This is a genomic window from Paenibacillus sp. HGH0039 (assembly GCF_000411255.1).
Taxonomy (GTDB): domain Bacteria; phylum Bacillota; class Bacilli; order Paenibacillales; family NBRC-103111; genus Paenibacillus_F.
On sequence record NZ_KE150413.1, the window covers coordinates 822,074 to 835,902 of the forward strand.

Annotated in this window: 12 protein-coding genes; all 12 read left to right on the plus strand. The window is 55.9% G+C overall.

Annotated features, from left to right (window positions below):
- The first annotated feature begins 293 nt into the window (after positions 1-293).
- The 12 genes from HMPREF1207_RS18045 to HMPREF1207_RS18100 all read left to right on the plus strand — a co-directional run bounded on the left by HMPREF1207_RS18045 (position 294) and on the right by HMPREF1207_RS18100 (position 13,739).
- Positions 294-650 carry an arsenate reductase family protein gene (locus HMPREF1207_RS18045; RefSeq protein WP_009676101.1) on the plus strand — a complete coding sequence of 119 codons (357 nt, stop codon included), beginning with the start codon at positions 294-296 and terminating at the stop codon, positions 648-650.
- Positions 651-698: 48 nt separating this feature from the next.
- Positions 699-1,772 (plus strand): site-2 protease family protein, encoded by a 1,074-nt coding sequence (locus tag HMPREF1207_RS18050; protein WP_009676145.1) that lies wholly within the window; start codon positions 699-701, stop codon positions 1,770-1,772.
- 30 nt (positions 1,773-1,802) lie between these two features.
- Positions 1,803-2,996 carry an aminotransferase class I/II-fold pyridoxal phosphate-dependent enzyme gene (locus HMPREF1207_RS18055; RefSeq protein WP_009676184.1) on the plus strand — a complete coding sequence of 398 codons (1,194 nt, stop codon included), beginning with the start codon at positions 1,803-1,805 and terminating at the stop codon, positions 2,994-2,996.
- Between the two features lie 97 nt (positions 2,997-3,093).
- Complete coding sequence (locus HMPREF1207_RS18060) at positions 3,094-4,230, plus strand: DNA sulfur modification protein DndB (protein WP_009676067.1); 1,137 nt, start codon at positions 3,094-3,096, stop codon at positions 4,228-4,230.
- Positions 4,230-5,402 carry a DNA sulfur modification protein DndB gene (locus HMPREF1207_RS18065; RefSeq protein ID WP_009676214.1) on the plus strand — a complete coding sequence of 391 codons (1,173 nt, stop codon included), beginning with the start codon at positions 4,230-4,232 and terminating at the stop codon, positions 5,400-5,402. Before HMPREF1207_RS18060 ends, HMPREF1207_RS18065 begins: the two co-directional genes overlap by 1 nt.
- Before the next feature lie 223 nt (positions 5,403-5,625).
- Positions 5,626-8,898 carry a glycosyltransferase family 39 protein gene (locus tag HMPREF1207_RS18070; protein ID WP_009676102.1) on the plus strand — a complete coding sequence of 1,091 codons (3,273 nt, stop codon included), beginning with the start codon at positions 5,626-5,628 and terminating at the stop codon, positions 8,896-8,898.
- 97 nt (positions 8,899-8,995) lie between these two features.
- On the plus strand, positions 8,996-9,901 hold the full coding sequence (locus tag HMPREF1207_RS18075) for a 5'-3' exonuclease (protein WP_016423859.1): 906 nt from the start codon (positions 8,996-8,998) through the stop codon (positions 9,899-9,901).
- A gap of 366 nt (positions 9,902-10,267) precedes the next feature.
- Positions 10,268-10,483 carry a hypothetical protein gene (locus HMPREF1207_RS18080; RefSeq protein ID WP_009676090.1) on the plus strand — a complete coding sequence of 72 codons (216 nt, stop codon included), beginning with the start codon at positions 10,268-10,270 and terminating at the stop codon, positions 10,481-10,483.
- Positions 10,484-10,508: 25 nt separating this feature from the next.
- Positions 10,509-11,477 carry a hypothetical protein gene (locus HMPREF1207_RS18085; protein WP_009676054.1) on the plus strand — a complete coding sequence of 323 codons (969 nt, stop codon included), beginning with the start codon at positions 10,509-10,511 and terminating at the stop codon, positions 11,475-11,477.
- Positions 11,477-12,682 (plus strand): glutathionylspermidine synthase family protein, encoded by a 1,206-nt coding sequence (locus HMPREF1207_RS18090; protein ID WP_009676151.1) that lies wholly within the window; start codon positions 11,477-11,479, stop codon positions 12,680-12,682. The genes HMPREF1207_RS18085 and HMPREF1207_RS18090 overlap by 1 nt, the downstream gene beginning before the upstream one ends.
- Positions 12,679-13,353, plus strand: coding sequence for a hypothetical protein (locus HMPREF1207_RS18095; protein ID WP_009676207.1), 675 nt, complete (start codon positions 12,679-12,681; stop codon positions 13,351-13,353). The genes HMPREF1207_RS18090 and HMPREF1207_RS18095 overlap by 4 nt, the downstream gene beginning before the upstream one ends.
- Complete coding sequence (locus tag HMPREF1207_RS18100; protein ID WP_009676075.1) at positions 13,350-13,739, plus strand: DUF350 domain-containing protein; 390 nt, start codon at positions 13,350-13,352, stop codon at positions 13,737-13,739. The genes HMPREF1207_RS18095 and HMPREF1207_RS18100 overlap by 4 nt, the downstream gene beginning before the upstream one ends.
- Positions 13,740-13,829 lie beyond the last annotated feature (90 nt).

The following is a 13,829-nucleotide window of genomic DNA, read 5'->3' on the forward strand; positions in this document are numbered from 1 at the left end:
TCTCGCCTGCACCCGGCCGCGCGCCGGCAGGACTATGCCTGCCGGTTACGACATACGGAAGCAGGCGCTCCGCCGCTTATCGCCACAGGCTTTGCCGACCACCAGTCACGAGCCGCCTGCGCGCATGGCCGCCCGGTGGAACTTTTTCGGCAGCCCTGCGTATAAAGCATACGGCAAGCAGGCCGAGATTTTTTTAAAACCAGCCTCCCCGCCGCATCGGCAGCGGAGGTTTTTTTCGGGTACGCGAACCGCAGACCGTTAGCTACCATTGTCCCATGAAAGGAAGTCATTTTATGTCCGTAACGATTTATGAATACAGCAAATGCAGCACGTGCCGCAGCGCCCTGAAATGGCTGCGCGCCAAAGGGCTTGATCCGGTAACCGTTCCGATTATGGAGCAGCCGCCGACCGCGGAGGAAATCCGCGTACTTGTCCGCAACAGCGGCCTGGAGCTCAAAAAGTTTTTCAATACCGGCGGAGAAGTATACAGGGAGCTGGGACTGAAAGACAAGCTCGGAAGCATGACGGAGGACGAGCAGCTGGCCCTGCTTGCATCCAACGGCAAATTGCTCAAACGGCCGATCGTAACGGACGGCAGCAGGGTTACCGTAGGTTTCAAGGAAGCCGACTTTGAGAAGGCATGGGGGTAACGGAGGGGTCCCGCTGGGACCGTCCGTTTCCGGAAAGGGGTGACTGAATTGCCGGAAAAGCAATCGTCCAAATCATCTAAAAAAAATCCGCTCTGGGTTCTTGGAGCCATCGGGGCTTTTCTGCTGAAATTCGGAAAGTTCGGAAAATTCGGGGCGACGATTATTTCGATCGCGATTACGATCGCGAGTTATGCGATCATTGCTCCGCTGCCGTTCGCTATCGGGCTGGTAGCGATGATTTTTATCCATGAAATCGGTCACGTGCTCGCGGCCAAGCAAAAAGGGCTTCCGGTCACGGCGCCTCTTTTCATTCCGTTTCTGGGTGCGCTGATTACCATGAAGCGTAATCCCAGGGATGCCGTTACGGAAGCCTACATCGCCTACGGAGGACCGCTGCTCGGAACGATCGGAGCTACGGCGGCTTTTGCCCTGGGTGTGTACACCGACTCCAACCTGCTGATCTCGATCGCGTACACCGGATTTTTTCTGAACCTGCTCAACCTTCTTCCAATCCATCCGCTGGACGGGGGGCGTATTTCGACCGCTGTGACCCGCTGGCTGTGGCTCGTCGGTCTGATCGGTGGACTGGCTGTTATCCTTTATTTGCGAAGCTTCCTGTTCCTGATCATCTGGGCTTTGTTTGCCTGGGATTTATACAAAAAATTCGTCAAATTCCGCGACAAGCCTCAGCTTATGCATTTTCAGCCGCGTTTTGACATGACGGCCCACCATTTGCTGGCGCACGGGTATATGATTCCGGGAGAAGATCACCGGCGCGATCTTGCTTTTACGACCTACTCCGAGCTGAGCGGAGATGAAGCAGGTGTGCAAATGGTGCATACCTCCTGGGACGCGATCGAGTTCGAAACGAAATTCGCCCTGCCCCGGCAGGCATTGGTTCACCGTGTCCAAGTGGTTAAAATCGAACGGGTTACGCGTGAAGACGGCCTGCATCTGGTGCTGCACTTCGATGTCGAACTGGAGCCGTTCGAGAACGATGCCTATTACGAGGTTCCCACGGCTTCACGCTGGAAGTTCGGTGTGGCTTATTTCGCACTCGCCGTGTATCTGCTGGCCATGATGAACTGGGTCCACCGGCTACTGCCCGCGGCCGCTTATTAAACAAGACGATTCAAGGGGGAAACGTTCCGGATGAAAGCATACGGCTCGACAAGATTAGGCAGTCTGGGGTCGGCGATTTTCGCCGAGGTCGCCCAGTGGAGAAGAGAGGCGGAGGAACGCGGCGTCGATGTCATCGACCTTGGAATCGGAAGTCCCGACCTTCCGCCTTCTTCGCGTGTCATCGAGGCCTTGGCGGAGGCCGTGAAGAATCCGCAGGCCTACGGCTATCCGGGCTCGGAGGGAACACCCGAATTCCGCAGGGCGGCCGCGGGCTGGATGAACCGGCGGTTCGGGGTCACGCTCGACCCGCAGCGCGAGGTGCTGGCCCTGATGGGATCGCAGGACGGATTGGCCCACCTGGCGATGGCTCTGTGCAATCCCGGCGATACGGCGCTCGTGCCCGACCCCGGCTATCCCATTTATGCGGCCAGCCTCGTTCTGGCCGGCGTTCAACCCGTTCTGATGCCTTTAAGGGAATCGAACGGGTTTCTTCCGCAGTTGGAGAGCATCCCTCCGGAAACGGCGGAGAAGGCTTCCTTCCTGCTGCTGAGCTATCCCGGCAATCCGATCCCCGAGGCGGCGGACCGGGCCTTTTACGAGAAAGCGCTCGCCTTTGCGGAGCGTTACGATCTCTTGATCGTGCACGACCTGGCATATTCGGAGCTTGCGTATGGCGGCTACAAACCGATGAGCATTCTTGAGCTGGAAGGTGCGAAGAAGAGAGCGGTGGAATTTCATTCCTTGTCCAAAAGTTTCAATATGGCCGGCTGCCGGATCGCCTTTCTGGCCGGTAATGCGGAAGCGGTGGACGCTCTGCGCAGGTTGAAGTCCAACATCGACTACGGCGTCTTCCTGCCTGTCCAGCAGGCTGCCGTCGTTGCACTGGAGGAGGAGACGTCGTTTCCGTCCTCCATTTCAGCGGTATACGAACGGAGACGGGATGCGCTCGTGGACGGCCTGCGCAGCATCGGCTGGCATGTCTCCCGGCCTAAAGCGACGATGTTCGTCTGGGCGAGGATTCCGAAAGGATGGACTTCCCGACATATTTCTCGGGAAATATTGGAGCGTGCGGGAGTAGCGATGATTCCCGGAGACGCTTTCGGGGCGGAGGGTGAAGGCTATGTCCGCATAGCGCTTGTCCAGCCGGAAGAACGTCTTCGGGAAGCCGTGTCTAGAATCGGCGAAATATGGCAGTCGGTTAGCGAAAGAGAGAGAAATACATAAATTTTCCAAACAACCCGTTTTAAAGAAGGAAAATATGCCAAGAATGAGTAATGTACATAGAGGTTCCTCTACGAAACAGGGTTGAAAGGAGTTAATTATGGATTCTATCTTTTCGCTGTCCGAGCTGCTGTCCCAACAGAAGCCTTCTTCCCTTGTGGAAATTCCGGGTGTGCTCGGCCAAACTTTTGGACAAGCGACGCTTTCGACAACTTTGCCTATTAGCAAGCTTTTTTCTATTTACGAGGTGGATCTGGAAGTTCAGCGTGCTATCATTCCGCGCAATCTCAGCAAACTGATGGATTATGTTTCGCTTTATCTGGATAATCATCAGCCGATTTATTTCCCGGGTGTTATTTTCTCCGCAAGAGGGGCCGGAAGCTACGATTCTGAGCAGCGCGTGTTTCAACTGCAGCCGATTGAAAAGTTGTATGTCGTCGACGGGCAGCATAGGCTGGCGGCCTTCCAGCGTTTGATGGAAACGCTTCAAAGCCAGATGGCGCGCGCCAAAGACCGCAGGGAATACGACCGGATGGAAGTAATCACGGAAAAACTGAGCCGTCTGTACGCATTCCCGGTCTCGACGATGATCTATCTGGACATCGACGCGCGCCAGGAACGCCAGCTGTTCTCGGACATTAACAAGCTTCCGCGCAAAATCGGCGGAAATCTGGCCGTTCTCCGGGACCAGCGCCGCTTCTATCACGTGACCGCCTCGCAGCTCGTAGAGAAGGCTCCGGTGATGCAGCACATCCCGGTCGATATGTTTTCCGAGCGGGGAAAAGCGCCGGAATTCCTGTTCACGTATCACCTTCTGATCGAAATTCTGGTGGCTCTGTTCGAAGGGCGGATGAAGTCCGGCGCCCGCAATAACGGCTACCATTATGAGGAAGAGGAGGTAACGGATCATCTGTCGATCAGTTCCTTCTACTTCCAGCAGCTGCTGAAATATTTGCCGGAGCCCGTAAAGGGCGAGCCCGCCTGGTCGGAGAACATTCAAATCGCGCTTGCGCTCTTCTTTCACGAGGAAGCGACCAAAAGCGCGAAGTTCAACCGCTACGCGCTGGAATACGCGACGAAGATCCTGCCTCACATCGACTGGAACGCGATTTTCAGCGGAGACGAGAAGGACCGGCTTCCGCGCCGTTCGCGGATTATGAAGGCTTATCAATATATCCGCTCGTTCTACCAGGAGCAGCATCTGTTCCTGATCAGCGATAAGGAGGATGTCGGCTGATGGATGGATTATGCCTGCGAATGACGATTCACCCGTTCTGCGAGCGCTTCGGTCTCGCGACTGTGGCCCTTAAAGTGCAGGATCTGCTCAACTATACGATGATTGATGCGATTGTACAGCGCAAGCTGAGCAAGATGCAGCGCCGTAAAATCTCGAATTATCTCCAGGAGCGCGAGCTAGATCAGGTCTTTTTCGGCCCGGTAACGCTGTCGCTTCGCGATGTGAGCCAGCTTACCCGCACGAGCGAGGAGCTGTACCTGCGTCACGGGTCCAAGCTCAGTATTATCGACGGGCAGCACCGGATTCTGGCTCTGGGGTTTGTCAATGAACAGATGCAGAAGGAAGTGAAGCGCACCGAGCGCAAGCTGGCTTCACTGCGAGTTCGGCACCGCAAAGAAACGGACAACCGGGAATTGGCCGACGAAATCGCTCAGGTAAGCGGTCTGTTGGAGCAGATGGAAGCCCGGCGGCTGGGGCTGATGGAAAGCGAGCTGGCCGTACAAATTTACATCGGGCTTAACGAGGTGGAAGAGCAGCAGCTTTTCGGGGACATCAACTCGAAGGTGCAGCTGGTGAGCAAAGAGCTCGGGCATTCGTTCGACTCCGTCGATCCGCTTAATCTCGTGATCCAGCAGGTTGTCGACCATAACATGCTGCTGAAAGAGGCCGGCGTGGAGAAGCGCAGCAATTTGACGGCTTTCAACCGGAATTTCACGTGTCTGTCGTGGATGTATTCGACGGCGGTCATGCTCTTTTCGGGCAAAATGCAGTCGTCTTACGAGCTGCAGCGCAAAATCCGCAAGGAAACGGCCACGTACGTGGAAATTTTGCACCAGTTCTATAACACGATTCTGCCGATGATGCCGGAGCAGCCCGGGCTTGTCCAGGTCACTTCCGCCAACCGGGTTATGCAGGAAAGCATTGCGCTGTATGCCAACCAGTTTCTGTTCCGTGACGGAGTGTACAACCCGGACTGGACGTCGTGCCTGCGGATTCTCGAAGGCTTCGACTGGACGCACGGCAATGAGGAGCTGATCTATATTTTCGGCTCGCTCGATAACGGCAAATTAAATCTCATTCATGAAAAATCTCTGCGCAAGCACGGCAAGCTCGTGAGCTTTTTCCTGGAAGGCATCGAGCCGGATGGATTAAAATCGGCTTCGCTGGCTTAGTCGAACAAACGAACAACCGGATTGGAAGACGTCTGCCCGAACGGGGCGATGTTCCAAGATCCGGTTTTTTTGTATGCTTGCGGATGGAGGCCGGTACAGGAGGTGCGGCGTCGTCAGGGGGCGCGGAGGCGCCGAAGGTAAATGTGTTTGCCAACCAAGGGACCGTTCCTCCATAATAGGAAGAAATACGCTGGATTTTACAAAGCTGTAAAGGAGTGAACGCATGCAAATCGGGGAAACGATGCCTAAGGAGGCGAATGTTCGGCACGCTATGTTCGCTTTGGCGCTGGCGGCAGCCGTTCTCATCCGCTTTCTCGTGGCTCCGAATGTTTTTGGCTACGAAGCCGATGTGCGCACGTTTATGGCGTGGGCGGATCGGGCGTTTACGGTCGGGTTCGGCAATCTTTATACCGATCCGGGCTATTTTCTGGATTACCCGCCGGGGTATATGTATATCCTGTACCTTATCGGCGCCGCCCATCATCTGTTCGGGATCGAATGGGGAACGGGTCTGTCTCTGGTCCTGCTGAAAACACCTCCAATGCTGGCGGATCTGCTGGCTTCGGTTCTTCTGTATCGGCTGGCTCTGCGTTCCGTAAATGTACGGCAGGCCGCCGTGCTGGCTTCGCTGTATATGCTGAATCCGGCCGTATGGATCAATTCGGCGGCCTGGGGCCAGGTGGATTCGCTGTTTATGCTTTTCGTTCTTCTGTCCCTGCTGCGCGTGGAGGACAAAAAGTTCCCGGCAGCGGCCGTTTATCTGGGACTGGCGGTTCTGCTTAAACCTCAGGGCCTGCTGTTCGGTCCGTTCTTCCTGCTGGCTCTGCTCTGGCGGGTCAGGCAGAAAGGATTCGGGCGGGAGCTTGCGGTCAGCGCAGCCGCCGGAGCGGCTGCCTTTCTGCTGCCGGCCCTGCCTTTCGCCTGGAAGATGGAGCCGCTTTGGCTGCCCAAGCTGTATTTCGGCACGCTGGCTTCCTATCCGTACGCTTCGCTGAATGCCTTCAACCTGCTGGCGCTGCTCGGCGGCAATTTCGAGTCTGTTGACGGCCGCCTCTTCTCTTTGACCTACGGGGCTTGGGGCACGCTGTTGTTTGCGCTGTCGCTCCTGTTCGTTCTGGTTTTCTTTGCCAAAAACATGGGCAGGAAGGGCGCGGGCTTGTACGCGGGGTTCCTGTTCGCCGCAAGCGCGTTTATGCTGATGACCAAAATGCACGAACGGTATTTATTCTACGGGCTGCTCCTGCTGCTGGCCGCATATTTGCGGTCGAAGGACCGCAGGCTGCTTGTGCTGTTCGCCGGTTTTTCCGTGACGCATTTCGCGAATGTGGGCTATGTGCTCTGGAAAAGCGCGAAGGGGGTATTCCACATCCCCAAACACGATCCGGTTCTCCTCCTGGTGTCCCTGCTGAACGTGATTCTATTCGTGATGGCGTGGCAGGCTGCGCGCACATGGGCGCAGAAATCCGCCGGAACGGACGCCCGGCCCCAAGGCAGCGCCGACGCCGGGAAAGGCCTCTTCGGCGGCGTAATGAACCGTGGTTCCGTCGTGTGGGACCGGGACGGAGCCGTGGCCGCCAGACAGCCGCTTCTGACGAAGAAGGACGGCTGGCTGATGGGCGGAATCACCGTGGTCTACGCGGTGATCGCGCTGGTCAACCTGGGGTCGTTCGACGCGCCCCAGACGTTCTGGAAGCCTGCGAGTCAGACGGAGGCCGTCGTCGCCGATCTCGGCGCGACGAAGCATCTGACGCGCATCCAAGATTTTGCCGGCGCCGGAGAAGGTGAATTCCGGTTTGAATTCTCCTTGGACGGCGTCACTTGGAATGAGCCGATCGACGTGAAATCGGATTATACCAAGGTATTTACCTGGAATGTCGTGAAGACGGAACGGGATGCCCGGTATGTGAAGATCACGCCGCTCGCTACCGGATTCGCCCTGCATGAGGCGGCCTTCTTCGACGGAACGTCCGACACGCCTCTGCCGGTCAGCGTTCTGCCGGGAGACGATACGCAAAATTCCGGGGAACACCGGAAAGTATTCGATGAGCAGGCGATTGTACCGCCCGCTCCCGGTTATAAAGACGGCACTTATTTCGACGAGATCTATCACGCCCGGACGGCTTACGAGCATCTGCACCGGATCGAGCCTTACGAGAGCACGCATCCGCCTCTGGGCAAAATTCTGATCTCGGCGGGTATCGCCCTGTTCGGAATGAACCCGTTCGGCTGGCGCATTGTCGGCACGCTGTTCGGCGTCGCGATGCTGCCGCTCATGTATGTGATGGCGAAGCGCTTATTCGGCCGGACGGAGTATGCGGCGATGGCGACGTTCCTGTTCGCCGTCGATTTTATGCACTTTGCCCAAACGCGGATTTCGACCATCGACGTGTACGGCGTATTTTTTATCATGCTGATGTTTGCCTTCATGTACCGCTATACGACGCTGAGCTTCTATGACGTACCGCTTCGCAAAACGCTGCTTCCGCTCGGACTTGCGGGCGTCACGTTTGGCATCGGCGCCGCCTCCAAGTGGATTGTGATCTACGGCGGGGCCGGTCTTGCCGTACTGCTCGCCCTGTCGCTCTGGGAGCGGTTCGGCGAGTACAGGCAGGCGCGCCGCAGTCTTGCCGAGTGGAGCCGTGAGGCATCCACGGCGGAGGGGCCGGATACGGTTTGGAGCGGGAGAGGACCGGCGGGAGCAGCCGATGCGTCGGGCGTATCCGCCGTTTCCGGTGAAACCGGACAGCCGCGCATTCCGGGCGTATTCGAGCGGTTCCATACCGCGGAGAGCAGCGACGAGGACCGGGAACGGTGGCGGCATATCGTTCGTAAATTCCCGCGGAATACGGTGTACACTCTGCTTTTCTGCGTGGTCTTCTATGTACTTATTCCGGCCGCCATTTATGCGGCGTCCTATATTCCGTTTATGCTGGTGCCGGGTCCCGGTCACGGACTTGCCGATGTGGTCACGTACCAGCAGCATATGTACAGTTATCACAGCGGGTTGGTCGCGACCCATCCGTTCTCTTCAAGCTGGTGGGAATGGCCCCTGATGCTCAGGCCGATCTGGTACTACAAAGGCGAGTTCGTTCCGCCGGGCAGCATGTCGAGCATCGTATCCTTCGGGAATCCGCTCGTCTGGTGGCCTGGGCTTATCTGCGTCCTGCTTGCCCTGTGGGCCGCCGTTAAAACGAAAAATAAGCCGCTGCGGTTCTTGCTGATTGCGTACGCATCCCAGTATCTGCCCTGGATGCTTGTGCCGAGGCTGACATTTATTTACCATTATTTCGCTATGGTTCCGTTTATGATTCTGATGATTACCTTCTTCCTCCGGCATCTTATTGAGACCAGGCCGAAGCTGAAACGGTGGATTTACGTGTATATGGCCGGCGCAGCCGTGCTGTTCGCCGTCTTTTATCCGCTGCTTTCGGGTCTTGTCGTGGATGATTCGTACACCGGATGGCTGCGCTGGCTGCCGGGCTGGAGCTTTTTCTGAAGACATGGAAACAATTGTTCACCCTATCATCCGTTTCTTGTAAAGGAAGGCTTGCCCCCGTGTGATATAATAGAGGGGAAGAATCAGGGTTCGGCCCATGATGGGAGAGATATTTGTGACACAGACCAGACCTTCAGTCCTGCTGGTAGACGGAATGGCCCTGCTGTTCCGGGCTTACTACGCATCGGCTGTGACCGGATATATTAAACGGACGAGCGCGGGAGTGCCGACGAATGCCGTGTACGGCTTCGTGCGGTATTTCTGGGACGCCGTCCAGACCTTTTCGCCGACGCACGTCATCGTATGCTGGGACATGGGCGCCAAAACGTTCCGTTCCGAGCAGTTCACGGATTACAAGGCTAACCGGGCCGCAGCGCCCGAAGACCTGATTCCCCAATTTGACCTCGTCAAAGAAGTGGTGGACAGCTTCGGAGTGCCGAATGTGGGGATGAGCGGCTATGAAGCGGACGACTGCATCGGAACGCTGGCACATGCGTACAAAGATTCGGCGGATGTGTTCATCCTGACCGGGGACCATGATCTGCTTCAGCTCGTGGACGACAGCGTAAGCGTCGTTATTATGAAAAAAGGCCACGGCAACTACGCCGTTTACACGCCGGACCTGCTGCTGGAGGAGCGGAATCTGTCAGCGGCCCAGATCATTGATCTGAAAGGGCTGATGGGCGACACCAGCGACAACTATCCGGGCGTAAAAGGCATCGGAGAGAAAACGGCGCTGAAGCTTATTCAGCAGTACGGCACCATCGAAGGGATTCTCGAGAATCTGTCCGAGCTTCCGAAAGGCGTGCGGGCGAAGATCGAGGCGCAGCTCGATATGCTTCATTTATCCAGGGAGCTGGCGACGATTTTCCTCAAGGTTCCGGTCGCCTGCGCGCTGGAGGAGTGCTGCTGGGCCATCGATCACGAGCGGGTGCTCACGAAGTTCGAGGAACTGGAGTTCAAGGGATTGGCCAAGCTGGTCGGCCAGCCGGCTTTTTTGTAGGGGAAATGAAAGGGAAAGTGTAACGCTATAGAGCCTGCAGTCCGGCAGGTTCTTGGTCCGACCGATACGCCCTTTTTTATCGGATAACATTTAATACGGACCGGTATAGGACGCAGTCCGGCTTGCCGGCCCTTATGGAATTCAAAGGCGATTCGTTCGGCTCCGGCCGGCGGATCGCTTTTTGATTGTTAATTACGCCTTTCTTCTCATTAAAATGTCACAAAAGGGTTCCCACCATTTCATGTTTTTGGTATGTTAGGGAATGAACTGTTTACAGCATTTCGGAAAAAAATGAAACAAAATTGCCGTTCAAACGTTAGAAATAGCATGATAATTTCCTAACCGCATTTTGAAAGGATGAAAACGATGGAAGCTAACGTACTGATCATCGAAAAATTGGAAAACGGCGAATTGAAGACGATTGACGAACGCACATGGAATACGACGATGCTGGCAATGATGGAACATGCCAATTTTCTGTTAGTGGGCGGAAAAGAGTATGAAATGATCGAAGGAAGGCTCGACGTAGAAAATCAGAAGCTGGAAGTACTGGTACTGCCCATTAATAAAGCAATCGAGTAAGAAGTCAGAATTGGAGGGACTTGCAATGAACGACAATCTGAACAACAACGCAGGTGGGCTTAACGATACGGAAGCGGCTGAAACTCTTGAAGCGGTGGCGGGGGAATGCGCAGCGGAAGCGGTTGCAGCGGATACGGCCGGAGCGCCCGAACCGGACTCTCCCGAAGCGGTGCTTGCCGCACGTGCGGCTGAGGAGGCTAAAGCGGCGGAAGCTCGTGCCTCCCGCAGAACGCGCACCCCGAAGCCGCTTCGCGTGCTGAACACGTCGCTCGGCGTCGTGCTGGCGGCCAACCTGCTGCTGGTTCCGGCGGTTTACGCCGAGAGCAAAGCGGCCGAGCCGCAAATCATCGAATGGTCCAACGAGGATGTCAAAACCTATTTCGATCCGAGCGCGGACTGGAGCATTCCGCTCCCGGAGCAGCTGGATAAACCGGGAGCGACCCCGACTCCTACCCCTTCCGCGGGCGTAGGTACGGGCGGAACGGGGGCGGGAGTCGGCACAGCCGCTCCGGTCGTGTACAACCACGGCCTGGACTGGACCGACCTGATGCTGTATCATCTGATCTTTAACAGCGGCGGCTCTTACTCGTCGAGCGGCTGGTCCAGCTCACGTCCGTCTTACGATTACCGCACGAAGAAGCCATACTCGGTGCCGACGTACGATTCGACGAAGTTTCAGAACAAACAAACGGCGAATTCGACGGTTAAGCCGAAGACTTCGAATACAACAGGTGCTTTTAACAGCAAATCGACGATCAATTCCCGGAACAACTCAAGCAAGAGCTCGTCCACTACAGGATCTTCTTCGACCAAAAGCTCGTCGAGCACGGGATCTTCCGGCAGCGGCTCTACAAGCACGAAATCGGGATCTTCTAGCTCTTCCGGCTCCGTATCCTCCGGTTCATCGAGCAAATCCTCGTCCTCGTCGTCCGGCAGCATCGGCGGCAAGTCGGGCGGATTCAGCTCGTCGGGCAGCTCTTCCAGCGGAAGCTGATGGGCAGCCGTACATTCAGGGTACTCGGGCAGCCGCATAAGGACCGCAAGGCTTATGTAGCCGAGCTGGGCCGGATGGGTTTTACATGGGCCGATCTGGAACAGGAGCAATACTGGATCGACCAGCTTGTGCTTATGGACCGCGATGTTTACGAGGAGCTGAACCAAGCGTCGAGGCTCTTGTGGGACATTTTCGATAAAGGGGCCCGGTTTGTTATCGGCCGGCGGGATTTGTACGATATGCTGAGCATCCCGGAGGTGCTTTGGGACGGCCTGGATGGACTGGAACCTGGACCGAAAGGACTTCTCAGCCGCTATGCGCGCTTTGATTTCAGCATATCCCAGGAAGGGGATATCAAGCTTCTGGAGCTGAATGCCGATACCCCGACCGGTTACGTGGAGGCATCCGTTGTCACTCCGTGGATGTGCAGCCGGTACGGTGGTCACAGCCCCAATACGGCAATGCCGGATCTCGTCCGCCACGCCTGGTCGGAAGAGATGCCGGAGGCTGCCGCATGCATAGATTACGGCAAACATCTGGAAGATTCGGGCACCATAGATATGCTGATCCGTCACAGCGGACTTGAAGTTCGTCCGGTGGATTGTCTGGAACTGTGGGTGGACGAAGGCATTCTCAAAGACGGGGAGAACCGGGAAATCCGGAGCATGTTCGCCCTCTATCCGAAAGAGTGGATGGGTGTGGACGACGGAGGGGAAGCTCTCGCGTACTCCATTGAGAACGGCCATTTACGGCTGTTTAATCCTCTACACGCGATAATTTTGCAATCCAAGGGGCTGCAGGCCGTCATTTGGGGCCTGCATGAGATGATGGCCCCTCTGTTTACGCCGGAAGAGCACCGGACCATTGAGCGTTATATGCTGCCGACTTACAATCAGCCGGTTTTGGAAAGCAGTTACGTGTCCAAGTCGATGTTCGGCCGTGAAGGAGGCTCCGTGCGGATGTACGGCGCTTCGGGCGAAATCGATATCCAGGATGAGGACGGCTTCGATACAAGCACTCTTTTCACGAACGTGTATCAGGCCCGGGCGGATTTGCCTCAAATCTCACTCACCCGTGGAGAATACCGGCTGCTTACCGGAATGTTTGTCATCAACGGACAGCCGTGCGGCCTGCTGGGCCGTGCCGGAGGTTTGATTACCGGCAATGCGAGTCATTTTGTGGCGATAGGAGTTGAACAGAAATGAGCAGACCTGCGATGAACAGGAGATACGGGACGGGAAAAAAACGGAGCCGTCTCGCGATCGGGATTTTCTCGGCGCTTGTCCTTCTCCTCGTTTTCGGATTAATCGGCGCATGCTCCGACAAGAAAAGCGCGGGCGGTGCCACCGCATCCGGCGGGGCTACAACCGAATCGAGCGTAGTTCCGTGGGATTATAAAGTCGAGCAGGCCAAAGTAGGAGATCTGATCGGGGGCGACATGACGCTGCTGCCGAACAACGACATGCTTCCGAACGACGGTAATTTCGCTACGGGAGACTCGGTTTGGGTCATGAGCTTTATGACCGCCGAAATGAAAACCGGAGCCGACGGGAAGAACGATGTCAAGCTTTCGGGATGGACCCCTCTGAAAACATTTAAAACCGAAAGCGAAGCAAAGGCCGACATGAGCCAGCTCAAAACGGAAATTCAGACCGAGGTCGATCTCATCGGCGTCTACAAGACGCAGTACGGGGATAAACACCGGGACTTCGCCGTCGTTTCCATGCCATCGGGACATAAGGTGAAACAGCCGATTTCCGATGAGCGCTATACGGCGATTAAAGACAAGAAACGCGTGAAAATCGTCCTCGAAGAAGTGCACGATTTCTCGAATTATGATTTAGCCATGTCCAAGTTCAGGGGGTGGGCGGAATGATCGCCTTGAATATTTTAGTCAGCTTTATCGTTATCGTGGCTTTACAGATTATCGGCATGGTCATTTTTAACTGGATTACGCCGTTTAACGACATGGAGGAACTCCGCAAAGGCAATAAGGCGGTGGCCTTGGCCCTGGGCGGGAAATTTTTCGGAACGGCCATTATTCTGGGCGTTGCGGCTTACACGAACTCCTCGATCTTTCATATGGCCATGTGGTTTGCGATCGGTTACGTCTGCCTGCTTCTCACCTACTTCGTTTTCGACTTGCTGACGCCAGGGATTAAACTGTCCGAGCAGCTTAAGGACGGCAATGTGGCGGTAGGCATCATGCTGTTCGCGATCTATGTCGGCGTCGCGTTTTCCATGAGCAGCCTGATTATTTAAGATGATTCGCTCGAAAAAAACAATCCCCGCAACCGGAAGCCTTGGAGGCCCGGTGCGGGGATTTTTGCTTTGATCGGAGCGCGATTGACA

Coding starts and splice junctions, on each gene's coding strand:
- HMPREF1207_RS18045 (WP_009676101.1), top strand. CDS start 294: ATGTCCGTAACGATTTATGAATACAGCAAATGCAGCACGTGCCGCAGC.
- HMPREF1207_RS18055 (WP_009676184.1), top strand. CDS start 1,803: ATGAAAGCATACGGCTCGACAAGATTAGGCAGTCTGGGGTCGGCGATT.
- HMPREF1207_RS18060 (WP_009676067.1), top strand. CDS start 3,094: ATGGATTCTATCTTTTCGCTGTCCGAGCTGCTGTCCCAACAGAAGCCT.
- HMPREF1207_RS18065 (WP_009676214.1), top strand. CDS start 4,230: ATGGATGGATTATGCCTGCGAATGACGATTCACCCGTTCTGCGAGCGC.
- HMPREF1207_RS18070 (WP_009676102.1), top strand. CDS start 5,626: ATGCAAATCGGGGAAACGATGCCTAAGGAGGCGAATGTTCGGCACGCT.
- HMPREF1207_RS18075 (WP_016423859.1), top strand. CDS start 8,996: ATGATGGGAGAGATATTTGTGACACAGACCAGACCTTCAGTCCTGCTG.
- HMPREF1207_RS18080 (WP_009676090.1), top strand. CDS start 10,268: ATGGAAGCTAACGTACTGATCATCGAAAAATTGGAAAACGGCGAATTG.
- HMPREF1207_RS18085 (WP_009676054.1), top strand. CDS start 10,509: ATGAACGACAATCTGAACAACAACGCAGGTGGGCTTAACGATACGGAA.
- HMPREF1207_RS18090 (WP_009676151.1), top strand. CDS start 11,477: ATGGGCAGCCGTACATTCAGGGTACTCGGGCAGCCGCATAAGGACCGC.
- HMPREF1207_RS18095 (WP_009676207.1), top strand. CDS start 12,679: ATGAGCAGACCTGCGATGAACAGGAGATACGGGACGGGAAAAAAACGG.
- HMPREF1207_RS18100 (WP_009676075.1), top strand. CDS start 13,350: ATGATCGCCTTGAATATTTTAGTCAGCTTTATCGTTATCGTGGCTTTA.